Annotated in this window: 22 protein-coding genes and 1 tRNA gene; 9 read left to right on the forward strand and 14 right to left on the reverse strand. The window is 59.2% G+C overall.

What is annotated here, in order from left to right:
- Positions 1–42: 42 nt before the first annotated feature.
- Both ACTG2G_RS22270 and ACTG2G_RS22275 read left to right on the forward strand, forming a co-directional pair.
- Positions 43–1,002: an amino acid ABC transporter permease gene (locus ACTG2G_RS22270; RefSeq protein ID WP_041235028.1), complete on the forward strand. Its 960-nt coding sequence runs from the start codon at positions 43–45 to the stop codon at positions 1,000–1,002.
- Positions 986–1,729 carry an amino acid ABC transporter ATP-binding protein gene (locus tag ACTG2G_RS22275; RefSeq protein WP_158113263.1) on the forward strand — a complete coding sequence of 248 codons (744 nt, stop codon included), beginning with the start codon at positions 986–988 and terminating at the stop codon, positions 1,727–1,729. The genes ACTG2G_RS22270 and ACTG2G_RS22275 overlap by 17 nt, the downstream gene beginning before the upstream one ends.
- 107 nt (positions 1,730–1,836) lie before the next feature.
- Here ACTG2G_RS22275 and ACTG2G_RS22280 read toward each other — a convergent pair whose 3' ends face one another.
- On the reverse strand, positions 1,837–2,628 hold the full coding sequence (locus tag ACTG2G_RS22280; protein ID WP_042053220.1) for a substrate-binding periplasmic protein: 792 nt from the start codon (positions 2,626–2,628) through the stop codon (positions 1,837–1,839).
- Positions 2,629–2,796: 168 nt separating this feature from the next.
- Between ACTG2G_RS22280 and ACTG2G_RS22285 the strand changes: the two genes are divergently transcribed.
- A complete protein-coding gene (locus ACTG2G_RS22285; RefSeq protein WP_252656781.1) occupies positions 2,797–3,636 on the forward strand; it encodes a sterol desaturase family protein in 840 nt (279 codons plus the stop codon).
- 97 nt (positions 3,637–3,733) lie between these two features.
- Here ACTG2G_RS22285 and ACTG2G_RS22290 read toward each other — a convergent pair whose 3' ends face one another.
- The 9 genes from ACTG2G_RS22290 to tadA all read right to left on the reverse strand — a co-directional run bounded on the left by ACTG2G_RS22290 (position 3,734) and on the right by tadA (position 14,821).
- On the reverse strand, positions 3,734–5,149 hold the full coding sequence (locus ACTG2G_RS22290) for a basic amino acid/polyamine antiporter (protein WP_201955785.1): 1,416 nt from the start codon (positions 5,147–5,149) through the stop codon (positions 3,734–3,736).
- Positions 5,150–5,158: 9 nt separating this feature from the next.
- A complete protein-coding gene (locus ACTG2G_RS22295; RefSeq protein WP_421386008.1) occupies positions 5,159–6,061 on the reverse strand; it encodes a homocysteine S-methyltransferase family protein in 903 nt (300 codons plus the stop codon).
- Between the two features lie 293 nt (positions 6,062–6,354).
- On the reverse strand, positions 6,355–6,897 hold the full coding sequence (locus tag ACTG2G_RS22300; protein WP_069555291.1) for a hypothetical protein: 543 nt from the start codon (positions 6,895–6,897) through the stop codon (positions 6,355–6,357).
- A 19-nt stretch (positions 6,898–6,916) separates the two neighbouring features.
- Positions 6,917–8,236, reverse strand: coding sequence for a hemolysin family protein (locus tag ACTG2G_RS22305; protein WP_005334094.1), 1,320 nt, complete (start codon positions 8,234–8,236; stop codon positions 6,917–6,919).
- A gap of 190 nt (positions 8,237–8,426) precedes the next feature.
- On the reverse strand, positions 8,427–9,137 hold the full coding sequence (phoU, locus tag ACTG2G_RS22310) for a phosphate signaling complex protein PhoU (RefSeq protein ID WP_005334097.1): 711 nt from the start codon (positions 9,135–9,137) through the stop codon (positions 8,427–8,429).
- Positions 9,138–9,222: 85 nt separating this feature from the next.
- A complete protein-coding gene (pstB, locus tag ACTG2G_RS22315; RefSeq protein WP_421386009.1) occupies positions 9,223–10,041 on the reverse strand; it encodes a phosphate ABC transporter ATP-binding protein PstB in 819 nt (272 codons plus the stop codon).
- 110 nt (positions 10,042–10,151) lie between these two features.
- The gene (pstA, locus tag ACTG2G_RS22320) at positions 10,152–11,801 is read right to left on the reverse strand and encodes a phosphate ABC transporter permease PstA (RefSeq protein WP_421386010.1); all 1,650 of its coding nucleotides are present in this window, start codon (positions 11,799–11,801) and stop codon (positions 10,152–10,154) included.
- A 32-nt stretch (positions 11,802–11,833) separates the two neighbouring features.
- A complete protein-coding gene (locus ACTG2G_RS22325; RefSeq protein ID WP_421386011.1) occupies positions 11,834–14,071 on the reverse strand; it encodes a phosphate ABC transporter permease in 2,238 nt (745 codons plus the stop codon).
- Positions 14,072–14,275: 204 nt separating this feature from the next.
- Complete coding sequence (gene tadA, locus ACTG2G_RS22330; RefSeq protein WP_371878947.1) at positions 14,276–14,821, reverse strand: tRNA adenosine(34) deaminase TadA; 546 nt, start codon at positions 14,819–14,821, stop codon at positions 14,276–14,278.
- Between the two features lie 249 nt (positions 14,822–15,070).
- On the opposite strand from tadA, the gene ACTG2G_RS22335 reads away from it, so the two are divergent.
- From ACTG2G_RS22335 to aceA, 4 genes are all read left to right on the forward strand, one after another.
- Positions 15,071–15,147 (forward strand) — tRNA-Pro (locus tag ACTG2G_RS22335).
- A gap of 223 nt (positions 15,148–15,370) precedes the next feature.
- Positions 15,371–15,511, forward strand: a complete 141-nt coding sequence (locus ACTG2G_RS22340; RefSeq protein WP_005334106.1) for a hypothetical protein — start codon at positions 15,371–15,373, stop codon at positions 15,509–15,511.
- A 688-nt stretch (positions 15,512–16,199) separates the two neighbouring features.
- Positions 16,200–17,807 (forward strand): malate synthase A, encoded by a 1,608-nt coding sequence (gene aceB / locus ACTG2G_RS22345; protein WP_429204935.1) that lies wholly within the window; start codon positions 16,200–16,202, stop codon positions 17,805–17,807.
- 73 nt (positions 17,808–17,880) lie between these two features.
- Positions 17,881–19,194: an isocitrate lyase gene (gene aceA, locus ACTG2G_RS22350; protein ID WP_005344572.1), complete on the forward strand. Its 1,314-nt coding sequence runs from the start codon at positions 17,881–17,883 to the stop codon at positions 19,192–19,194.
- A 106-nt stretch (positions 19,195–19,300) separates the two neighbouring features.
- On the opposite strand, the gene hda is transcribed toward aceA, so the two are convergent.
- The 3 genes from hda to upp all read right to left on the reverse strand — a co-directional run bounded on the left by hda (position 19,301) and on the right by upp (position 21,901).
- Complete coding sequence (gene hda, locus ACTG2G_RS22355; RefSeq protein WP_013723920.1) at positions 19,301–20,002, reverse strand: DnaA inactivator Hda; 702 nt, start codon at positions 20,000–20,002, stop codon at positions 19,301–19,303.
- 102 nt (positions 20,003–20,104) lie between these two features.
- The gene (locus ACTG2G_RS22360; RefSeq protein WP_042052926.1) at positions 20,105–21,124 is read right to left on the reverse strand and encodes a DUF2066 domain-containing protein; all 1,020 of its coding nucleotides are present in this window, start codon (positions 21,122–21,124) and stop codon (positions 20,105–20,107) included.
- Positions 21,125–21,274: 150 nt separating this feature from the next.
- Positions 21,275–21,901, reverse strand: coding sequence for a uracil phosphoribosyltransferase (gene upp, locus ACTG2G_RS22365; protein ID WP_019446695.1), 627 nt, complete (start codon positions 21,899–21,901; stop codon positions 21,275–21,277).
- A gap of 177 nt (positions 21,902–22,078) precedes the next feature.
- Between upp and purM the strand changes: the two genes are divergently transcribed.
- Both purM and purN read left to right on the forward strand, forming a co-directional pair.
- The gene (gene purM, locus ACTG2G_RS22370; protein WP_005334116.1) at positions 22,079–23,116 is read left to right on the forward strand and encodes a phosphoribosylformylglycinamidine cyclo-ligase; all 1,038 of its coding nucleotides are present in this window, start codon (positions 22,079–22,081) and stop codon (positions 23,114–23,116) included.
- Entirely contained in the window at positions 23,113–23,751 is a 639-nt protein-coding gene (purN, locus tag ACTG2G_RS22375) for a phosphoribosylglycinamide formyltransferase (RefSeq protein ID WP_421386013.1), read from the forward strand. Before purM ends, purN begins: the two co-directional genes overlap by 4 nt.
- Before the next feature lie 178 nt (positions 23,752–23,929).
- Here purN and ACTG2G_RS22380 read toward each other — a convergent pair whose 3' ends face one another.
- On the reverse strand, positions 23,930–24,691 hold the full coding sequence (locus ACTG2G_RS22380; protein WP_216963524.1) for a Nif3-like dinuclear metal center hexameric protein: 762 nt from the start codon (positions 24,689–24,691) through the stop codon (positions 23,930–23,932).
- Positions 24,692–24,720: the final 29 nt, after the last annotated feature.

The raw sequence follows: 24,720 nt of genomic DNA on the forward strand, positions 1-24,720 counted from the left end.
GAAGAGGTTGTGACTGTGCACACACCCAAACCGACAAGACAGATGGAAAAACAGCCCAATCAGCTGCTCTGGCATGGGGTTTTCCTGCTGATGCTGCTGGTTGCCGTATTCGGCATCTACAAGGCTGTCCAGTCAGTGGATTACACCTGGCGCTGGGAACGCATTCCCCAATACATCGCCTATCAGGCGGAGCAGAAGAATGTCGCCGAATTTGACGGCACCGTGATGGCGGGCACCAGCGAGGCCGAGAAGGGCAAGCTGTTCCTGCAAGACGATCTCGACCCCAATGTGCGGCAAGCCATCGCCAGCACCGGCGTACAAGTCGCCGAAGGGGATACCGTTTTTCGTGGCGATACCCTCGACACCCAACTAAGCTGGACCGCAGGCCCCATCGCATGGGGCGTCTGGGTCACCGTCAAGCTCTCGCTGGTAGCAGGCATCTTCGCCATCCTGCTCGGCACCCTGGCCGGACTGGCCCGCCTCTCCCCCAATCCGGCCCTGCGCAATCTGGCGGTCACCTACGTTGAGCTCATCCGCGGCACGCCGCTGCTGGTGCAGATCTTCATCGTCTACTTCTTTATCGGCACCGTGCTGAACCTCGACCGCTTCACCGCCGGGGTCGCCGCGCTGGCCGTCTTTACCGGGGCCTATGTGGCGGAGATCGTCCGCGCCGGTATCAGCTCCATCCACAAGGGGCAGATGGAGGCTGGCCGCAGCCTGGGTATGACCTCCGCCCAGACCATGCGCTATGTCATTCTGCCGCAGGCGTTCAAGCGGGTACTGCCACCGCTGGCAGGCCAATTCATCAACCTGATCAAGGACTCCTCGCTGGTCTCGGTCATCTCCATCACCGACCTGACCAAGGCGGGTCGCGAGGTGGTGAGCTCCACCTTCAGTCCCTTCGAGGTGTGGTTTACCGTCGCCCTGCTCTATCTGGTGCTGACCGGCACCCTCTCCTTCCTGGTACGCCGTCTCGAGGTGAAATATGCGAAAAGCAACTGATCCCATCATCAAAGCGACCGGCGTAGAGAAGTTCTACGGTAGCGAAGTGCACGCCCTGAAAAATGTCAGCACCGAGGTGGCCGAAGGGGAAGTGGTGGTGATCGTCGGCCCCAGCGGCTCGGGCAAATCCACCTTCCTGCGCACCCTCAACCAGCTGGAGACCATCAACGACGGCAATATCGTGGTCGACGGCATCTGCCTGACCGAGCCGGGCGATGTCAACAAGCTGCGGGAAGAGGTAGGTATGGTGTTCCAGTCCTTCAACCTCTTTCCCCACCTGACGGTGCTGGATAATATCTGCCTCGCCCCTCAGAAGGTGCGTGGCCTGTCGCGCCGTGAGGCCGAAGACAGAGCCAAGGCGCTGCTGCTGAAAGTGGGGCTGTCGGTGAAAGCGGCCAGCTATCCCTCCCAACTCTCCGGCGGTCAGCAACAGCGGGTGGCCATCGCCCGGGCGCTCGCCATGCAGCCACGCATCATGCTGTTTGACGAGCCCACCAGTGCGCTCGACCCCGAGATGGTGGGGGAAGTGCTGGATGTGATGAAGGGGCTGGCTCGTGAGGGGATGACCATGGTGGTGGTGACCCACGAGATGGGCTTTGCCCGTGAGGTAGCGGATCGGGTGCTTTTTATGGAGAGTGGCGAACTGCTGGTGGATGAAAAACCGGCCGATTTCTTCGACAATCCCCCCTCCCCACGCCTGCGCCAGTTCCTGAGTCAGGTACTGTAGCCAACACGCTCTGCTGGATAAACGAAGAGGGACCGCAAGGTCCCTCTTCTTGTGCGTCACGCTGAGCAGGCTTAACCCAGCTGAACCCGAGTGCCCCTCTCATCGGCTCAGCGCGGGGACTTTCCCAGATAGCGCTCCACGATCACTTTCACTCCGTCACGTTTTTTGAGCTGATAGAGCTCCTTGTCAAACTGGTCGATAAAGGCCTGTTTGTAGGGATACTCTCCCTTGCGGCTGTAGCCGAGAAACCCCTGCTCCTTGCTGAGCACCGGCCCCTGTTTGAGCAGGGACATATCGGCCACCGCCAGCTGATCGGCCTTTATCATGTTGAGCAACTCATAGAGCAGGGAGAGGCGATCATTGATGGTGCAATCGACCCGGCCGCGAACAATCTTGAGCAGGTTCTCCCGATTGCTTTTCACCTCCTCCACGTCGATCTGCTTCTCTTTTACCGCCAGCCAAAAGGCATCGCCGCCGACGGCAAAACCGGCGTTCATGCCAAAGCGTAAACCATGATAGTCGAGCGGAAATCTGGCCTGCGGGGTATTGGCCGCCACACTGGCGCCGCACATCACCACCAGCTCTTCATCCAGCATCGGCTGGGAGTAGGGCCACATATAAGGGCGGGTATCGGGCATGTAGTAGGGTGGAAAGATGGCGAAGGCGGCCCCCTGTTCCACCATGCTCAGACCGCGCCGCCACGGCATGGGCTTGAGCACCACCTCATAGTCAGGCATGGCAGAGGTCACCTCGCGGATGATGTCAGCATAGATCCCCCTGACCTCCTCCCCTTCCTGCCAGGAGTAGGGGGGATAGGCGGCATCCGCCAGGATCTCGACCCGGGTCTTGGCGTGCGCCATCATGCACAACCCCAACAACAAGCAACACCAGACGCGCATAAGCCAGCACCTCCTGAAAAAGCCTGCATCAAGCATAGCCATCCACTGCGCCTTCCTCTGCTGGCGCGCCATATTTCATGCCATCTCTTCGTTGGCTGAAAAATGTTAATGAAATATTAAAACCATCCTTTATGCTGGAGAGCAATTGCTCTGAATGGATGGCCGCATATGGATGTGCAACTGCTTTTGCTCTACCTCTCCCCGATTTTTCTGGCCTTTATCGGCTGGGAGATGCTCTACCTGCGCAAACATGGCTCGGCCTTTCCCACCGCCACCTACCAGTGGCGGGATCTGTTCGCCAACGCCACGCTGGCCCTGATGCACCAAGGGGGCGATGCCCTGGCGGCCATCGCCATTGCTTATCTGTATGACACCCTCTGGGGCTGGCGACTGTTCGATATCGAGCTGAATCTCTGGAGTGTGCTACTGCTGTTCCTGTTGCAGGATCTCTGCTACTGGCTGTTCCACTTCACCAGCCACCATGTGCGCTGGCTGTGGGCTTCCCACGTGGTACATCACAGTTCGGAGCGGCTCAATCTCTCCACCGCTTTTCGCCAGAGCCTGATGTATCCAATCTCCGGCATGTGGCTGTTCTGGATCCCGATGATTGTCATCGGCTTCCCGCCCGAGGCGGTGGTCGCCACCGTGCTGCTGAGTCTGGGTTTCCAGTTCTTCGTCCACACTCAGGTGGTGGGCAAGCTCGGCTGGCTTGAGTGGATCTTCAACACCCCCTCCCACCACAGGGTGCACCACGCCAGCAACGCCAAGTACATAGACCGCAACTTTGCCGGCGTGCTGATTATCTGGGATCGACTGTTCGGCACCTTTGTCGAGGAGGATCCTGCCGAGCCATGCCGCTTCGGCATCACCAAGCCGATCCACAGCTTTAACCCCCTCACTCTCACCTTCCATGAGTGGCGCGACATGCTGCGTGACGCCCGTGGCCTGCCATGGCGACAAAAACTCGCGGTGCTGTTTGGCAAACCGGCCGGACCTGCCAGCAGCTGAGCCTTCGCCCCGGATAGCAAGCCACTGATAACCAGTCCCTGATAATAAGAGAGCGCCACAGTGGCGCTCTCTTTTATGGTCAGTCATATCTTCGATATCAGAGATGGGCGAACGACCAGACGGCGGGGATCAGGCTCAGCAAGGTCACGCCGGCCAATAGCCGTTCGCGACCACTCAGGCAAAGACCTGCGCCCAGCTGGCGGCGGCTGTAGAGAAACAGCAGCAGACCCGGCCCGTAGAGCAGCAAGGAGAGCAGCAGATACTCCACCCCGGCAGCATAGAGCAGCCAGAAGCCGTAACCGCTCGACACCAGCGCCACTGCCCGCATCAGACCGCTGCCCTGCCCACTCTCCCCCTCCTTGCTGAACGAAAGCTTGAGCAAAAACAGCCCGATCAACAGGTAAGGCACCAAAATCATCGAGGTCGATATAAGCAGCAGACTGGTGTAGCCCTTGCCGAGCAGCCACACCAGCAGCAGGCATGTTTGCACCGTCAGGCTGGTGAGCCAGAGCGAGGCGATAGGCGTCCCGTTGCGGTTCTGGCGCCGGAAGATGGCGGGAAACGCACCGTGGCGGGCCGCGCTGAACGGCACCTCGGCCGAGAAGAGGGTCCAGCTCACATAGGAGGCGAGCACCGAGACGATAAGACCGAGGCTGATGAGCAGCTTGCCCCAGGAGCCGGTCATCTGGGCCATCAGCCCTGCCATGGAGGGGTTGGGTAGCGCCGCCAGCTCGGGCCGACTCAATATCCCCAGCGCCAGCACCGAGATAAGCACATAGAGCAGCAGCGCCAGCACCACCCCAAGCACGGTGGCAGTGCCCACATCCTGCCGGTTTCGAGCGCGGGCCGACAGCACCGCTGCCCCCTCGATACCGGTGAAGACCCAGAGGGTGATGAGCATGGTGTTGCGCACCTGCTCGGAGACCGGCACCGCCAGGGTGCTGCCCTGCTGATCCGCCACGAAGGTGACCGGATCGAACCAGTAGCAGGCAAACAGAATAAACAGCAGCAGCGGCAGGCTCTTGGCCAGGGTCGCCACCAGATTGAACAACGCCGCCTGCTGCACGCCGCGGGCCACCAGCAGGTGCACAGCCCAGAGGATGCAGGACTCGCCGACAAACGCCGCCAGGGTATTGCCGTCACCAAACCAGATCTGCTCCGGCGTATCGACGAAGCTGCCCAGCGCCGCAAAGGCAATGACCAGATAACCCACCACGCCGATGGTGGCGCAGAGCCAGTACCCCCAGGCGGAGAAGAAGCCCACCAGATCGCCAAAACCGGCGCGGGCGTAGCTGTAGATGCCGCCGTCGAGATCCGGTCTGAGTCGCGACAGATAGAGAAAACTCATGGCGAGCGCCAGGATGCCCACACCCGTCACACCCCAGCCGATCAGCACGGCGCGGGCGCCTGCCACCTCGGCCATATTCTGGGGCAGGCTGAAAATCCCCGCCCCCACCATGGAGCTGAACACCAGCGCGGTGAGAGACCAGAGCCCAATCTTGTTCTCTTTCATGAAAGCTCCTTAGCGCAACCGGCTGCTCAGCGCCTGAATATGCTCGGGGCCGATACCGCAGCAACCGCCGATCAAGTTCGCACCGGCCGCGCGCCAGCGCTCGGCCCAGCCGAGATAATCCAGCGGCCCCAGATCGGCGCGGATCTCGTCCAGCCCATCGTTGGCGGTGGCCTCTTTGGGTTGCGGCGGGAAGGCGTTGGCGTAAGCACCGAGGCGAATGTCTGCGCGGCCCAGCGCCTGCAATCGGGCGCGAGCAACCTCGAGGGCACCCTCGATCACCTCGGGCTGACAGCAGTTGAACAGGATGGCATCGACCTCGGCCGCCACTAACGTGGTCACCGCATCAGCCACCTGCTCGCCGGAACGCAGTCGCGGTTCGTTGCCCGGCGCCTCATCTTCCAGCGTGAAGGAGACCCAGAACGGCTTGCCGTCATCAGGCAGCAGCGCTTTCAGGGCCAGTGGCTCGGCAATCAGGCTCATGGTCTCGGCCAGCCAGATATCCACATAAGGGGATAGCGCCCGAATAAGCGGCATCGCCAGCTCGCTCACCCGGTCCGCCTTGAACAGGTCGGCACGGTAGGAGCCAAACAGCGGTGGCAGAGAACCCGCCACCTGCACGGCGCCCTTCTGCGCGTCAGCCACCTCACGGGCCAGTTGTCCGGCCAGCGCTGCCAGCCCCTCCCCGTCGGCAAAGAAACGCTCATCGCCGATATGAAACGGCACCAGCGCATAGCTATTGGTAGTAATGACCCGGGCTCCGCTCGCCACATAGGCCTGATGCACGTCGCGCACCGTCTCTGGCGCCTCCATCAGGGCCAGCGCCGACCACTCCGGCTGACGAAACGGTGCACCCCGCCGTGCCAGCTCGCGCCCCATACCCCCATCCAGCACCCACAATTCCCTGGTTTCCATCTGTCGTGTCTCTTAGTTATGTGCGTTGTTTATTTGCGTATTTATCTGTTTGTTTTGTTGATCTGCGGTTTCGCATCGAATCGCTGCAGATCGTCCCGCTTCATCCTGGGAAGCCCTTTTATTATGCAGCCATAAAAACATATAGATGTTTAGATGGCCAAAGCAAGATAAAACAAAGTGCCACGGGCGGCAATCAGTATCAGCAGAAATCAGCGTGCAAACGGCGAGGCAAACGCAGAAATGCAAGAGGCCACCCTAAGGTGGCCTCATCACAATCTTGATCCGCTGGCAGCTTAACGCCCGGCCAGCACGCGCTTGATCTGTTTGACCCAGTCGGAGACCCGACCCTGCTGCGGCAAACCGCGCCAGATCTGCTCCCACTGGGCAGGGCTGAGCGGACGACCGAGGCGACGTTGCACACCCGCATAGAGGTAGTCATGGGCCGTGGTGGCCGCATGCTCGGAGGTGAGGAATTTGGAGACCGGATCGGTCAACCGCACATCCCGCATGCCGAGCAGCGGATAGTCGTTGTGCACCGCCGCCAGCATGGTCTCGCGCATGGCGGACTCGATGTAACCTCGGGCAAACAGGGCGGTCACCGACTCCAGCGACCCCTGATCCGGGCCGTGGTACTGCTCATCAAAGACCGGGCTCGGCTCTGCCATGCCGCTTTGTACCACCGCATCGGGATCCGGCTGCGGCACCACCACAGCAGGCTTGGGGGCAACCGGCTTGGCTGCCACTGTGGCTTTGCGCGGCGCACTCTGGCTACAGGCACCCAGTGCCAGGGCGAGCGCGACACAGGCCAGCGCACGGGAATGAGACTGCATCTTCATGACTCTTATGTCGCTCCTTTTACGATTCCTGAGCTGGCTTCTCGGCCACAGCCGGTTCGACCCGGGTAACCAGCAGCTGATCAATCTTGTAACTGTCGATATCCACCACTTCGAACTTGTAACCGGCATATTTGACCGAGTCAGTACGCTTGGGGATCTTGCGCAGCATATACATGATAAAGCCGGCGATGGTCTCGTAGTTCTGGTTCTCGGGGAACTCTTCGATATCGAAGGCGCGCATCACGTCGGAGATGGGGGTGACCCCGTCTACCAGCCAGGAGTTCTCGTCGCGCTGGACGATCTGCTCTTCCACCACGTGGGTCGCCCACTCGCCCATGACTGTGCTCATCAGGTCGTTCATGGTGACAATCCCCACCACCAGCGCGTACTCGTTCATCACCACGGCAAAGTCACCACGATGATTCTTGAAGTACTCCATCGCCTCATAGAGGTTCAGGGTATCGGGGATGATGATGACGTTCTGTACCAGGTTGCCACCGATCAGGTCGATGCTCTGGCCACCGATAACGCGGATCAGCAGCTCTTTGGCATCGACAAAGCCCTTGATGCTGTCGAGGTTGTGGTCACAGACCAGAAACTTGTTGTGGGGATGTTCGGCGATCTTCGCCTTGATGCTCTCTTCACTCTCTTGCAGGGTGAAATAGATCAGGCTCTCGCGGGCCGTCATGGCAGAGGTGACACCAAGGGACTGCAACTCGAACACGTTCTCGATGAGCTGATGCTCCTCGCGCTGGATAACCCCCGCCTCGGCACCGGCATCCATCACCGCATAGATATCGTCGGAGGTGATCTCGTCGTTACGCACCGTGGAGACGCGCATCAGACGGAACAGGGAGTTCGCCAATCCGTTGAAGACCCACACCAGCGGCATCAACACGGTGACGAAGAAGAGCATGGGGCGCACCACCACCACGGCAATCTGCTCGGGCATGGTCATGGCCAGACGCTTGGGCATCAGATCGGCGATCAGGATAAACATGCCGGTGACGAACACGAAGGAGGCACCGGAGCTGATCTCGCCAAGCCAGGGCCCTTGGTAGAACTGGGAGACAATCCCCTTGATGGCGGGGTTGAGGGCAGACTCACCCAGGATACCGCCCAGAATGGCGACGGTATTGAGGCCAATCTGCACCACAGTGAAAAAGTTGCCCGGCTGGGCCTGCAGGGCCAGCACCTTTTCGGCCTGGCGATTACCTTCATCCGCCATTACCTGCAATTTGATTTTGCGAGACGCGGCGAGAGAGATCTCGGAGAGGGAGAAGAACACACTGCCGCCAACCAGCAGCATTAAAAAGAACAAACTATCGGCAAAACTCATGATTAACCTATTGCTACACCCGCCTTAGCACAAGACGGCAAACTGGGCCCGGGAGACCGGACCGTGAGCCCATCCGGGACTCACACAGGGGGAGTATTCTATCAGAAAACAGCCAGTTGGGGGCTTTATCTTACTCCGACCAGTTATGCAACAAAAAAGGCGCTTCACGCGCCTTTTTATTCACTTCCGGTTAGCCCTTGCCCAGCAAGGTGCCCAGATCGTCCGCCTTGGTGTGGCGCACATCCTTGCCTTTCACGTAGTAGACGATGTACTCGCAGATGTGCTGGCAACGATCGCCGACCCGCTCGATGGCCCGCGCCGCCCACAGCACGTTGAGCACCTGGGGGATGGTGCGGGGATCTTCCATCATATAGGTCATCAGCTCGCGGATGATGGACTCATACTCGCGGTCTACCTTGTCATCTTCCTTGTAGACCGCCAGCGCTGCATCCAGATCCATGCGGGCGAAGGCGTCGAGCACATCGTGCAGCATCTTGATGGTGCGACGGCCCATGTTCTCCAGCGACACCAACGGCGGCTGCGGCTTGTTGGCGTTGTCGGTCAGCATGCGGGCGATCTTGTCGGCCACATCGCCAATGCGCTCCAGATCGGTGATGGTCTTGATAATGGCCATCACCAGTCGCAGGTCGGAGGCAGTCGGCTGACGCTTGGCGATGATGCGGGTGCACTCCTCGTCGATCGCCACTTCCATGGCGTTGACCTTGTGGTCGTTGGCCACGATCTTGCGCGCCGCATCGAGATCCTGATCGTGGATCGCCGCAATGGCGTCGGTGAGCTGCTGCTCTACCAGACCGCCCATCACCAGCACCTGGTTGCGCACGCTCTCTAGCTCGGCATTGAACTGACCGGAGATGTGTTTATTGAGGTTCATATTGTCCATACAAATAATCCTTGATTGCTCCGATTATGCCTTAGCCGTTGAACCGACTGCCAATCTGTTTGCTGAGATTCATCCTCTCCTCTCCTTAGCCGTAACGACCGGTAATGTAATCTTCGGTCTTTTTCTTGGCCGGGGTGGTGAAAATGGTGTTGGTATCCGAGTACTCGATAAGCTCGCCCATATACATGAAGGCGGTCTGATCCGACACTCGCGCAGCCTGTTGCATGTTGTGGGTCACGATCACCACGGTGAACTGGCTCTTGAGCTCGTTGATCAGCTCCTCGATGGTGAGGGTGGAGATGGGGTCGAGCGCCGAGGTCGGTTCATCGAGCAGCAACACTTCCGGCTCGATGGCGATGGCACGGGCGATCACCAGACGCTGCTGCTGACCACCGGAGAGACCGAAGGCGTTGTCATGCAGACGATCCTTCACCTCGTCCCACAAGGCCGCACCGCGCAGGGAGCGCTCGGCGGCCTCATCCAGAGTGCGACGATCGTTGATCCCCTGCAGGCGCAGACCATAGACCACGTTCTCGTAGATGGACTTGGGGAACGGGTTCGGACGCTGGAACACCATGCCCACCTGACGGCGCAGGGCGGAAACATCGACGTTCTTGTCATAGATGTTGTGGCCGTGCAGCTGGATTTCCCCCTCGATGCGGCAGATCTCCACCAGATCGTTCATCCGGTTGATGCAGCGCAGCAGGGTCGATTTGCCACAGCCTGACGGGCCGATAAAGGCGGTCACCTGCCCTTTGGGGATCTTCATGTTGACGTTGAACAACGCCTGCTTGCTGCCGTAGTACAGGTTGAGATCCTTCACCTCCAGCGCGGTCTGCTCCGGGCTCAGGTTAAGCAGGTCCAGCGCGGTGTGCTGGGTAGACGTGGTCGTTACGTTGATCATCTGTTACCTCAAAATCTGTCGGTGGCGGCGGGCAATCTCATCGCCCGCGGCCGGAACGCTTGGCTGGCAGGGAACCCTGTCCCCTGCCCGTCTCTGTGGTGGCTGGCCTATCAATGTTCCAGCGACCGGAATTTCTCGCGCAAGTGGTTACGAATACCGATAGCGGTCAGGTTCAGACCCACGATCACCGTCACCAGCAGGAAGGAGGTGGCATAGACCAGCGGGCGGGCCGCCTCGACGTTGGGGCTCTGGAAGCCGACGTCATAGATGTGGAAGCCCAGGTGCATGAACTTGCGCTCCACATGCAGATACGGGAAGTTGCCATCCATCGGCAGGGTCGGTGCCAGTTTCACCACCCCCACCAGCATCAGTGGCGCCACTTCACCGGCTGCACGGGCAATCGCCAGAATAAGGCCGGTCATGATGGCCGGGCTCGCCATCGGCAGCACGATGCGCCACAGGGTCTCGGCCTGGGTGGCGCCCAGTGCCAACGAGCCCTGACGGATGGTGCTCGGGATCCGCGCCAGCCCCTCTTCGGTGGAGACGATCACCACCGGCAGGGTCAGGATGGCCAGGGTCAGCGCCGACCAGATCACGCCGGGTGAACCAAAAGTCGGGCTCGGCAGCGCTTCCGGGTAGAACAGCTGGTCTAACGAACCGCCGAGTGTGTAGACGAAGAAGCCCAAACCAAACACGCCATAGACGATGGAGGGTACACCCGCCAGGTTGATCACCGCGATGCGGATGATCTTGGTCAAGCTGTTTTTGCCCGCATACTCGTGCAGGTAGACCGCTGCCACCACCCCCAGCGGGGTGACGATGATCGCCATCAGGAACACCATGAAGACGGTGCCGAAGATAGCCGGGAACACCCCGCCCTCGGTATTGGCCTCACGGGGATCGTCGGAGACAAACTTGCCGATCTGGTGGAACCAGTGACCCACCTTGGCCAGCAGGCTCATGTCGTTGGGCCATACCACATCCAGTACCCTGGACATGGGCATGGTCACCAGCTCGCCACGCATATCCTTGACGGTGATGCTGTCCCGGTCAGCCTGACTGCGCAGGGAGAAGAGCTCTTTTTCCAGCACCAGATAACGATCGTTGAGGGCCTGACGTTCACGCTCCAGCTGAGCTTTCAGCTGATCGGTCAGCTTCTCTTCCAGCTCGGCTTTGCGCTCTTTCAGGCGCAGCCGCTCCAGCTGATAGTTGATGCTGCCGATGTCCCCTTTTTGCAGATCGTTGGCCTGTTCGGAGAGGGCATTGGCTCGCGCCAGCACCCGCTGCAGGGCAGGATGCAGATCCGAAGTCAGCTCGCGGCCATCCTCTTTTACCCCGACGATGTAACCGTAGAAGTTACCGTTGGTGGCACGCTCAACCATGGCCAGCTCGGCTGGCTGGCTCTGGGACTTGATGTCCGTCTCCAGTACCCAGCGAAAATCGAGGTCGACGAACTCACGGTTGCCGGTCTTGACCAGATAGCGGGTCAGCAGCTCGCGCTCTTCCCCCTCCAGCGGCAGACCTGCGGCGCGCAGCCGCTCCACCGGCACCAGCTCGCGATCGTTGATCTCGCCGATCAACACGCTCTTGTTGCCACTGGCGTCCTCCAGCTGCCACTCATAGATTGGGTGCGGCCAGAAGTAGACCAGACCACGCCAGCCGATCAGCAGCAGCAGACCCAGTACCGCCACCAGACTCAGGCTGACGGCGCCGCCGGTCATCCAGATCCAGGGGGCCCCTGATTTAAACCACTTACCCATTGTCGATTCCTTGTCCATTACAGAGCCGCCCCTTACATCGAGCTGTATTTTTCACGCAACCGCTGACGGACAAACTCGGCCAGGGTGTTGAACATAAAGGTGAACACAAACAGGACGAAGGCCGCGAGGAACAGTACCCGATAGTGGGAGCTGCCCACTTCCGACTCCGGCATCTCCACCGCAATGTTGGCGGCCAGAGTACGCAGCCCCTGGAACATGGAGAAGTCCATGATGGGGGTGTTACCGGTGGCCATCAGTACGATCATGGTTTCGCCCACGGCACGGCCAAGGCCCATCATCACCGCCGAGAAGATGCCCGGGCTGGCAGTGAGGATCACCACCCGGCTCAGGGTCTGCCACGGGGTAGCCCCCAACGCCAGCGAGCCCTGGGTCAGATGCTTGGGCACCGAGAAGACCGCATCTTCGGCGATGGAGAAGATGGTGGGGATGACCGCAAAGCCCATGGCGATACCGACCACCAGCGAATTGCGCTGGTCAAACTTGATACCCATTTCGTGGGTCAGCCAGATGCGCGAATCACCGTGCATAAAGGCATTCTCGATGAGCGGGCTCAGGGCGAAGGCCCCCCAGCCAATCAGCAGCAGCACTGGAATAAGCAGGATGGCGTGCCACCCCTCCGGCAGCCAGGACTTGCCTCGCTCCGGCAGATAGTTCCAGATAAGCGCAGTCAGCAGCATCCCCATCGGCAGCAGCACCAGCAGCAGGATCACCCCGGGCAGCGCCCCCTCTATGATGGGTGCCAGCCACAGACCCGCCAGGAAGCCCAAGATAACGGTCGGCAGCGCCGCCATGATCTCGACCGTCGGCTTGACGTATTTGCGCAGCCCCGCCGACATGAAGTAGGCGGTATAGATGGCACCGGCCACGCCGAGCGGCACAGCAAACACCATGGCGTAGAAAGATGCCTTCAGAGTACCGAATACCAGTGGCACCAGGCTCAGCTTGGCTTCAAAGTCGTTGCTGGCGGAGGTGGATTGCCACACATACTGGGGCTCCGGATACCCTTCATACCATACCTTTTGCCACAGGGCCGACCAGGTCACCTCGGGGTGATCGTTCTCCACCGAGAAAAGCTTGAAGGTCTCCCCTTGCTGCATCAGCAACAGGTTGTGACGGGGGGAGATGGCCAGAGCAGAGAGTTCACCCCCTTCCACCGTCTCGGTCAGCAGCTTGGTCTCGCCAGTGGCGTGGAAGAAGCTGATGATGCCGTCCTTGTCGGCACTGATGAAGGCTTTGCGATAGTGCTCGGGGGTCAGAAGATCCACCGCGCCATCGCCCTTGAAGTCACGGATCTGAGTGAACTGGCGTTTGCCATCTTTTGCCACTTCAAACCACTGGGAGATGATGCCGTTGTCGTTGCCCACCAGCAGGGAGGAGGCACCGGAGAGCAGCTCGACCCGGGTCACGTTGGCATCTGGCGCATTGATCTCCAGCACGTTGCGCACGGATATATTGCTCAGGTCATGAATGTCATAGACAGAGAGACGATTGCCTTCCCGCACAAAGAGGATCCGCAGATTGGGGGTCAAAAGCATCTGATCCACATGGCGCGGCAGGGACGGAATGGTGTAGTTCTCACTGCTCCACTCAATCTCGCCGGAGAGGAAGTTCTCCTCACCGCTCATCACCATCAGTACGCCACGACCATCTTCGGTCACGGCGGCGGTCGCCATCTTGTCCTTGGTGGCCTCAAACACCATGGCACTGAGCGCTTTGCCCTGCGGATCGACCACTACCGGCTCCTCGCCAAAGGGATATTGCAGACTGGGTTCGATCACCCGCACATCGTTGGGATAGGAGACCTTGAACGCAGGCTGGACGACCTGCGCCTTGCCATCGGCGAAACCGTAGGCGATCAGCTTCTGACCAGGGGACGGTGGCGCCACCGCAGTGACATCACCGGTGACCTCAGCATGACCAAGGGATTGCCCGACCTTGATCTTGTCATCTCCCTGCACCGCAAAGAAGTTGACCTGCCCTTTATCGCTGAAGCGATAGCCGATCTCGTTCTGCTCTTCCACGCCGAGCCAGGCGGTCTTCCCTGCGGCAGGCAGGGTAAACGAGGCTGTCGGCTCCATGGAGGCGCCATTGAAGATGGGTTTCACCACATACAGCAGATAAAAGAAGATAAGCAGCAGCGCCACCAGTACCAGGGCTCCGCCTGTGGTGACGCCATATTTGGCCAATTTATCCTTGATCCGGCGTTTTCTACTGCCCGCCATGACCAGGTTTAACGATTCCGATGACATGCAAGACCTCAATGTAAGCTAGGCTTCGCGGCATTATATGGCGGTTGCATGACAGTTTTGTTACATCGAGAACGCTTTAACAGAGGTTGTTAGCGGAAAAATGGGCGGGGATCCCTTCGAAGGCGGGCGAGCGTAATATATTGTTTATAAAGGGATATTTATGCTGATAATCAGCAAGGGCAGCCTGCGCTGCCCCCGAATGATTCAGGAAAGGGTATCGTTTGATTGTTGCAGCGCCAGTTTGGCCGCCTTTTTCTCGGCGCGACGGCGCTTGAAGAAGGCCGACAACTGGGCCGAGCAGGCATCGGCCAGCACACCGCCGGTCAGCTCGACACTGTGGTTGTGGCGCGGGTCCTGCAAGATCTCGAACACCGACCCCGCGGCACCGGTCTTGAGATCTCGGGCGCCGTAAACCACCCGCTTGACCCGGCTATGGATCAGCGCACCGGCACACATACAGCACGGCTCCAGCGTCACATAAAGAGTGGTGTCGAGCAGCCGGTAGTTCGCCAGCTGCTTGCCCGCCGCCCGGATCGCCATCACCTCGGCATGGGCACAGGCATCGTGTTCGCTGATGGAGCGGTTCCACCCCTCTCCCACCACCTGACCATCCAGCACCAGTACGGCACCGACCGGGATCTCGCCAATCCCTTCGGCCCGGGCGGCCAATGTCATGGCATGGCGCATCCACTGTTCGTCCTGCTCGGTTTGACTCGGTATATCTGGGACCTCTGATGGTTTCACGCCCATCCCCTCTTTATATTGTTCAATTGTGCTTTTTACATTCCAGCTATCCATACCTGTCAGATGAATCCATAGATAGCAGGCATGATAGCTCGCGGTGACAGGGCGGCGATTATGCCAAATCTGCACGTCAGACCCAAGCCGCATCCCGACTGAGCAATAAAGAAGCAATCGGCATCTCTATGATAAAAAAGGAGTTGCACCCGTTTGGTCATGCTATTAGACTTCCTTCCCGTCAGCCGAGTCTGACTCCGTCGGTGTGTAGCGCAGCCAGGTAGCGCATCTGCATGGGGTGTAGAGGGTCGGAGGTTCGAATCCTCTCACACCGACCATTTTCCCCGAGAATAGCCCAGTCAAACGACTGGGCTATTTTTTTGCCTCCGATTTATCCTCCTGACAGCGCCAGCCTACCAAGAACAAAAAACACCCAGAACCACTTGAATCTTTTTTCAGAACTCATTAAGATGCGCAACTTTCCGCCGGTAGACAACACAGGGAGGTGGAAACACGAGTGAAGGGATCACTGTCCGGCTTGCGTGCAACACAGGACCAGGCATGAACCAGAACACCGATTTCGCACCCGCCATTACGCTTTACTCCGTTCCTCACGACACCCCTTGCCACACCGAAAGCGAAAATGAACAGGTCATCCAGCTGGATGTGATCGATCTTGCCGAACCGGATGATGACTATTGAGCCCGGCCAGATGGCCGCTCAATCACTGGGGCATCGCCTGTTCAACACACTCAGTTTCACACCCTTGGCGAGAAATCTGCAAAAAACGACAAACTGCTAATTCTATCAAGGATGGCAGTATTATTGACTAATGCGTCTCCCCCTTCCCTCTCCATCATTCCCCCCGGCAATTGATACAAACCTACGTTATTGCGCTTCACTTTCCATCGTTGCAACCGCTGGTGCCAACAGAGCCTGCGTCACCACACCAAGTTTAAAACGCACGTTCACCAACTAGGTCTAGCAATAGCAAAACATTCATTGCCACATTCAAACGCAATTTATACGGCTGTTTTGGCAAAGCCTGGAGTTAGGTCGGGATTTGTTTTTGCATTTGTAATTTTATTACGTAATAAGTTACAAAATGAGGGGCAGGGTAACGGCCCAAATTAGCCGTTGTCCGATGGGAAAAAGCAGGAGCATAACCATCTGCGTAGAGCTTTTACACCAACCCAATAAAGCAATAAAAAACATCAACTTAACCATATCCAAAAAACAGGTGTTTAAAAAAAACTGTTGACGTACTCAACAATATTTCGCACCTTATCAATCGTGTTACCCCGTTGTTTCGGGAACGTTTCAGGAACAGGGATTCGACTTTAGTCGTAGTTAGTAAGTTCAAAATGTAATTCTCAAAGGAGTGAACCTTATGTCGGCACCGGCTCAGACCCACTGCAGCGCCCGCCTTCGCATCCAGGGCGAGATGCAACCCGAATACGCGCAAATTCTGACGCCGGACGCGGTGGCTCTGGTCTCCGAATTGGTGGAACGTTTTGCTCCCCAAAGAGGGGAATTGCTGAAACAACGTGTGGCACGTCAGGCCCGTATCGATGGCGGCGAGCTGCCGGACTTCCTGCCGGAAACCGCCCACATCCGTGAAGGTGACTGGACCATTCGCGGCATTCCCGCCGACCTGCAAGACCGCCGTGTGGAGATCACCGGCCCGGTCGAGCGCAAGATGGTGATCAACGCCCTCAACGCCAACGTCAAGGTGTTCATGGCGGACTTCGAGGACTCACTGGCTCCTGCCTGGAATAAGGTGATCGAGGGTCAAATCAACCTGCGCGATGCGGTCAACGGCACCATCTCTTACACCAGTCCGGAAGGAAAGGCTTATACCCTGACCCCCAATCCGGCGGTACTCATCTGCCGGGTACGCGGTCTGCACCTGCCGGAAAAACATGTCACCTTTGATGGCGAGCCCATCCCAGGTGGCCTGTTCGATTTTGCCCTCTACTTCCTGCACAACTATCAGGCGCTGCTGGCCAAAGGCTCCGGCCCCTACTTCTACGTGCCCAAGTTGCAGAGCCATCTGGAAGGGCGCTGGTGGAGCGAAGTATTCGCCTGGACCGAGGACAAGTTCGGTCTGCCCCGTGGCACCATCAAGGCCACCGTGCTGATTGAAACCCTGCCAGCCGTATTCGAGATGGATGAGCTGCTCTATCAGATGAAGGATCACATCGTCGCCCTCAACTGCGGCCGCTGGGACTACATCTTCAGCTACATCAAGACCTTGAAGAACCATCCGGATCGCGTCCTGCCCGACCGCCAGGTGGTAACCATGGACAAGCCGTTCCTTTCCGCATACTCGCGGCTGCTGATCAAGACCTGCCACAAGCGCGGTGCGTTGGCGATGGGTGGCATGGCCGCCTTTATTCCGGCCAAGGACGCGGCCGTCAACGAGCAGGTCTTCGCCAAGGTCAAGGCCGACAAGGAGCGCGAAGCCAACAACGGCCACGACGGTACCTGGGTCGCCCACCCTGGCCTGGCCGATACCGCCATGGCGGTGTTCAACGCCACCATTGCGGCTGGTGCCAAGAACCAGATCGGCGTGCTGCGTGAGCAGGATGCCCCCATCACCGCCGCCGACCTGCTGGCACCCTGTGAGGGCGAGCGCACCGAGGCAGGGATGCGCACCAATATCCGGGTTGCCCTGCAATATCTGGAGGCCTGGATCAACGGCAACGGCTGCGTGCCCATCTACGGTCTGATGGAAGATGCCGCCACCGCCGAGATCTCCCGTACCTCCATCTGGCAGTGGATCCGCCACGGCAAGAGCCTGTCGAATGGCAAGGTGGTGACCAAGGCGCTGTTCCGCCAGATGCTGGCCGAGGAGCTGGAGGTGGTCAAAGCCGAGGTGGGCGCCGCGCGCTGGCAGGCAGGACGCTTTGCCGAGGCAAGCGAACTGATGGAAGAGATCACCTGCGCCGATACCCTGATCGATTTTCTGACGCTGCCCGGTTACGAGCGGCTCTGAATCACGGGCCCCGGGCGGGGCTCGCCAATAACAAGTCAATGGAAACGTGAAATCAATGAAAGAGGGAACTGATATGGCACTGACCCGTGAGCAACAGATCCAGGCTATCGAGAAAGACTGGGCGGAAAACCCCCGCTGGAAAGGGATCAAGCGCGGCTACAGCGCCGAAGATGTGGTGAACCTGCGCGGCAGCTTGCAGCCGGTGCACACCCTGGCTCAGCGCGGTGCCGACAAGCTGTGGGGCCTGATCCACGGCGACGCCAAGAAAGGCTACGTCAACTGCCTCGGCGCCCTGACCGGCGGTCAGGCGGTGCAGCAGGCCAAGGCGGGGATCGAGGCGATCTACCTCTCCGGATGGCAGGTGGCGGCGGACAACAACTTGTCCTCCACCATGTATCCGGATCAGTCCCTCTACCCGGCCAACTCCGTACCGTCCGTGGTGGAGCGCATCAACAACTCCTTTGCCCGTGCCGACCAGATCCAGTGGGCCAACAAGGTAGGACCGCAGGATGAGGGCTTTATCGACTACTTCCTGCCCATCGTGGCGGATGCGGAAGCCGGTTTCGGTGGCGTGCTGAACGCCTTCGAACTGATGAAGGGAATGATTGAAGCGGGCGCCGCTGGCGTGCACTTCGAAGATCAGCTGGCATCAGTCAAGAAGTGCGGTCATATGGGCGGCAAGGTACTGGTGCCGACTCAGGAAGCGGTGCAGAAGCTGGTTGCTGCACGTCTGGCAGCCGATGTGTGCGGCACCACCACCCTGGTGATCGCCCGTACCGACGCCAACGCCGCTGACCTGTTGACCACCGATGCCGACCCGTACGATGCAGACTTCCTGACTGGCGAGCGCACTGCCGAAGGATTCTACAAGGTGCGTGCCGGTATCGATCAGGCCATCGCTCGCGGTCTGGCTTACGCCCCCTACGCCGACATGGTGTGGTGTGAAACCGCCAAGCCAGATCTGGACGAAGCGCGTAAATTTGCCGAAGCAATCAAGGCCAAGTTCCCGGATCGCATCCTGGCCTACAACTGCTCCCCGAGCTTCAACTGGAAGAAGAATCTGGACGATGCCACCATCGCCCGCTTCCAGCAGGAGCTCTCCGACATGGGCTACAAGTACCAGTTCATCACCCTCGCGGGTATCCACAACATGTGGTTCCACATGTACGAACTGGCCTACCAGTACGCCCGTGGCGAAGGGATGAAGCACTACGTCGAGATGGTGCAGGAGCCGGAATTTGCTGCCGCCAGCCGTGGCTACACCTTCGTGGCCCACCAGCAGGAGGTCGGTACCGGTTACTTCGACAAGGTGACCACCGTCATTCAGGGTGGCCAATCCTCGGTGACCGCACTGACCGGCTCTACCGAAGAAGATCAGTTCCACTGATAGACAGAGCCCTCTTGAGATAGCAAAACCCCGGCCTGATGCCGGGGTTTCTTTTTATCTGCCATTCAAACGAAAGTCAGGCCACAACCGCACACCGCAGAGAGGATCAGAGCTCGAGGATCTCTTTGACAAAGGGAATGGTCAGCTTGCGCTTGGCGCGAAATGAGGCATTGTCGAGCTGATTGAGAGTGGTGAGCAGGGTTCGCATATCGCGGGAGAGTCGGTTGAGCAGGAAGCGGCCCACATCGATGGGCAGTTTGAAGCCCCGCAGCTCGGCACGCAGCTGCAGGGCACTGAGCTTGCCTTCGTCATCCAGCTCTTCGAGATGGAAACTCACCCCCCAGTCGAGGCGCGAAGCGAGATCCGGCAGTTGCAGTCCCAGTTTGCGCGGTGCGCTGCAGCCGGTGACCACCAGCGTCCCCTCCCCCTTCTCCTGCCAGCGATTGTAAAAGTCAAACAGCGCCCGCTCCCACACGGCATTGCCGGCGATCGCCTCAAGGCTGTCGAGACAGACCAGCGGCAAGCTTTCGAGGGCATCGAGCATGCTGGGATCGAGCTGTTCAAATTGATCGAGGGAGAGATAGGCCGCCGCCGCATCGCGGGCGTTGACCTCGGCACAGGTGGCGTGGAGCAGATGAGAGCGTCCGGATCCCTTGGCTCCCCAGAAATAGAGGAAAGGCGATCCCTGACCGATGGCCGCGTTTTTGAGGGCGGTGATCAGATGAGCATTGTTGCCGGGATAAAAACTGACAAAGGTTTCATCATCCGGTAGTTGTACGGCTAAAGACAGTTGGGCCGGTTGCTTCACTCGTTGGGCTTTGACTGTGACATTTGTGGCTAAGTGTATCATCGCAAAGGCAGATAGAGAACCGCCCGGACAAGCCGGGCGATCTACAAAAGCCTTATAAAATCAGGGCTGCGACCATTGGTAACGCAAACCGCTGCCATTATCGTCAACCTTGCGCAAACGACTCTCGAGCTGCAGTGCCCGCACCAGTTCGGCCTGATCCCCTTGCAGGGTAAAGTTGAAGGTGACCTGGTCCCCCTCCAGCTTGCCGATCGCCACCTTGCTGACGTTGGCCATCCCCTGCAGCATCTTCTGCACGGCGATCATGCTGTCCACTTCGGAGAGGCCATCTACCACCAGGGTCTGGCTGGTTGCCGGACCCGAGATACGGGCACCGTAGTTTTTCACCAGCCAGGCCGCCAGGGTATCAGCAAACCCTTGTGCCACTTCGGCCTGAGTGCCGGTGCTATTGCCACGGGTCAGCTCGGTCACTTCACCGGCCGCTTTGGGGCCGTAGAGTCCCCAATCGATGCTCCACTTGTCACCTTCCGGTGTCAGCTTGCCCAACACCACCATCTCGGCGCCATAGCGCTGACTTGCCTGCAAAATCGGGTCGGCAAAGCGTCCCCAGACGTCGGTGGCACTGACCGCCATGTTGTCATCGAGATCCATCAGCGGAATGCTGATGGGTAGCCCCAGCGTCTGGGCCTGCTCGCGCAAGGCTTGCGCCCAACCATCGCTGGATTGATCCGCCAGCAGGCGACGCTCCCCCTGATCCACCACCAGCCAGATCGCCATCTGGGGACGAGCCGGGCCAAGCAGGGCATACTGGCTCTCGGAGACCAGGCTGTTGACCTTGTCACTCTTGAACTCGGCTTTCAGATACTTGACGGAGTCCTGATCCTGATAGCCATAGCTTTTGACATAGTCGCCCGGGGCCGCCAGCGCCTTGACCACCACAGGTTGGGTGAGGATGTCGCGCTTGCCGGTGACCTTGATCAGCACCTGACCCAGTGCCTGCCCTTGAGCGGCCACCATGTCGCCACTGGTCGGGGCCTTGCCCTGATAGAGGTCGGTCACCTGAGCGGCCGAAGCCATGAATGACAAGCCGCAGCAGAGGGCGGTCACAACACGTTTGAACATGAACAGAGTCTCGAAATGGGAGAGTGTGCTTATGGTAGCGGCAAGGCGCGTCCTGCGGCAAGGCTGGCACAAGCGGCCACAAACAGCAGAGCCGGCGATGCGCCGGCTCCGATCACCCCTTCCACATGGGAAGCAGGTCAAGGCATAAACTTATTTGGTACCGAAGATCTTGTCGCCTGCATCGCCCAGACCCGGCACGATATAGCCTTTATCGTTCAGCCCCTGGTCGACAGAAGCGCAGTAGAGCTCTACGTCAGGGTGAGCCGCTTCCAGCGCCTTGATCCCTTCCGGCGCGGCAACCAGTACCAACACCTTGATGGATTGGCAGCCTTTCTTCTTCAGCAGATCGATGGTGGCGATCATGGAGCCGCCGGTGGCCAGCATCGGATCGATGACCAGCGCCAGACGCTCTTCGATGTTGCTGACGATCTTCTCGAAATAGGGAACCGGTTGCAGGGTCTCTTCATCGCGGTAGATACCGACCACGCTGACGCGGGCGCTCGGCATGTGCTCCAGCACGCCATCCATCATGCCAAGGCCGGCACGCAGGATGGGTACGACGGTTACCTTCTTGCCTTTGATCTGGTCAACTTCTACTGGCCCATTCCAGCCATCGATGATAACCTTCTCGGTTTCGAAGTCAGAGGTCGCTTCATAGGTCAACAAACTGCCCACTTCTTTGGCCAGTTCACGGAAACGCTTGGTGCTGATATCGCCTTCACGCATCAGACCGATCTTGTGTTTGACCAGGGGGTGTTTGACTTCAACGACTTTCATTATTATCTCCTCTAACCTGCCGCAAAAAAAATCGCGGAATCATACAACAAAAGCCACCACTTGTAGAGCATTTCCGCGCAAAAACGCGCAAACGATTTCCTTTCTGGTTTTTCACCGCCACTGTTAGAATACGCCCCGAATTTTACCCTCCACTTCTTTACATGACGGGGAATACTCGTGACTGACAAAACCTCACTGAGCTACAAGGATGCTGGCGTAGATATCGATGCCGGCAATGCACTGGTTGAACGTATCAAGGGCGTGTCAAAGCGCACTCGTCGTCCTGAAGTCCTTGGTGGTCTTGGCGGCTTTGGGGCCTTGTGTCAAATCCCTGCGGGCTACAAGGAGCCGGTACTGGTCTCCGGTACCGATGGTGTGGGCACCAAGCTGCGGCTGGCCATCGACCTGAAGAAGCACGACACCGTGGGCATCGATCTGGTGGCCATGTGCGTCAATGACCTGATCGTACAGGGCGCCGAGCCGCTGTTCTTCCTCGACTACTATGCAACCGGCAAGCTGGACGTGGACACCGCAGCCGCGGTGGTCACCGGGATCGGTACCGGTTGCGAGCAGTCAGGCTGTGCCCTGGTGGGCGGCGAGACCGCCGAGATGCCGGGTATGTATGAAGGGGAAGACTACGACATCGCCGGTTTCTGCGTCGGTGTGGTGGAGAAGAGCGAAATCATCGACGGCAGCAAGGTCGGTGAAGGGGATGCCCTGATCGCCCTGGCCGCCAGCGGCCCTCACTCCAACGGCTTCTCCCTGATCCGTAAAATTCTGGAAGTCTCCAAAGCCGACGTGCATCAGCCGCTGGGTGACACCACCCTGGCAAACGCCCTGCTGGAGCCGACCCGCATCTATGTGAAACCTGTGCTCAAGCTCATCAAGGAGTGCGAGATCCACGCCCTCTCCCACATCACCGGCGGTGGCTTCTGGGAGAACATCCCCCGTGTCCTGCCCGCCAACACCCAAGCGGTGATCGACGAGCAGAGCTGGCAGTGGCCGGCAGTGTTCAGCTGGTTGCAGCAGGCTGGCAACGTCACCCGTCACGAAATGTATCGCACCTTCAACTGCGGCGTCGGCATGATCATCGCCCTGCCCGCCAACCAGCTGGAGAAGGCGCTGACCCTGCTCAAGGCGGAAGGCGAGAACGCATGGCACATCGGCCATATCGCCAAGGCAGCAGACGGTGAGGAGCAGGTCGTCATCAAATGATGCGGATCCTCGTCCTAATCTCTGGCAGCGGCAGCAACCTGCAGGCGATCCTCGACCACTGCGCCAGCGGCAAGATTGCCGGTGAAGTGGTCGGCGTTATCAGCAACAAGGCCGATGCCTATGGTCTGGTTCGCGCCAAAGAAGCTGGCGTGGCGACCTCCATTCTGGCCCAGCAGCAGTTTGCCAGCCGGGAGGAGTATGACGCCGCCCTGCTGGCGCTGATGGCAGACTATCAGCCGGATCTGGTGGTGCTGGCCGGGTTTATGCGGATATTGAGCGGCGATCTGGTGCGCCATTTCGCCGGGCGGATGATCAATATCCACCCCTCCCTGCTGCCCAAGTATCAGGGCCTGCACACCCACCAGCGCGCCATAGATGCCGGTGACAGTGAACACGGCGCCAGCGTCCACTTCGTGACCGAAGAGCTGGACGGGGGCCCGGTGATCCTGCAGGCCCGCGTACCCATCTTTGAAGGGGACACTGCGGACGAGGTAGCGGCACGGGTGCAGGCGCAGGAGCACAGCATCTACCCGCTGGTGGTGCGCTGGTTCTGCGAAGGCAGGCTGCAGATGGTAGATGGCGCCGTGCGACTGGATGGCGCCCTGCTGGGCCCCGCTGGTTACGCCTGCGAGTAAGCAGACGTCTTGTCGAAATGTGAAAAAGGAGGCCGATGGCCTCCTTTTTATTTCCTGAATTTTCCCACCACAGGCACAGGCTTAAACCTGTTCACGACCTGCAGCGAGAAACCGTCAACAAGGTGAAGAGCAGCACATGAGCCTTGATCACGGTTTCGTAGCCAGATCGCGGACAGGTTTAGACCGGATTGTCGATATCGATAAAGGTGACATCCAGCCCATGCACGGTCGCCAGCCACTCCCCCAACGCCTTGACGCCGTAACGCTCGGTGGCGTGATGGCCCGCGGCGTAGAAGTGCATCCCCATCTCGCGAGCGGTGTGAATGGTCTGCTCTGAGGCTTCGCCGGAGATAAAGGCATCGATGCCCTGCTCCGCCGCCAGATTGATGTAGCTCTGACCGCCACCGGTGCACCAGGCCACGGAGCGGATAAGCTCGGGGCCGCTGTCGCCACAATAGAGTGGCTCGCGGCCAAGGCGCTCGGCAATCAGCTTGGCAAAGTCGGCACCACTCATCGGCTGCTCCAGCTTGCCCACCATGGCGACGCTCTTGCTGTTCCACGGCTCCAGACCGCGACGCACCTTGATGTCGAGCAGCTTGGCAAGCTGGGCGTTGTTACCCACCTCGGGATGGACATCCAGCGGCAAATGGTAGGCAAACAGGTTGATATCGTGGGTCAGCAGGGTCTTGAGCCGACGCTGCTTCATGCCGGTGATCTGGGCCGGTTCACCGCTCCAGAAGTAGCCGTGATGAACCAGAATGGCATCGGCCTCGGCAGCCACCGCCGCGTCGATAAGCGCCTGACTGGCGGTGACACCGGTCACTACCTTGCGAATACGCTCACGCCCCTCCACTTGCAAGCCGTTGGGGCAGTAATCCTTGATGGCGTGCGGTTCGAGCAGATGGTTCAGTACGGTTTCGAGTTTTCGATGAGAGATCATAGGGGTCCTTTATTAAGGCTCGGTCCCCT

Origin of the sequence: Aeromonas sp. 55A (genome assembly GCF_051919665.1) — a bacterium.
Lineage (GTDB): Bacteria > Pseudomonadota > Gammaproteobacteria > Enterobacterales > Aeromonadaceae > Aeromonas > Aeromonas veronii.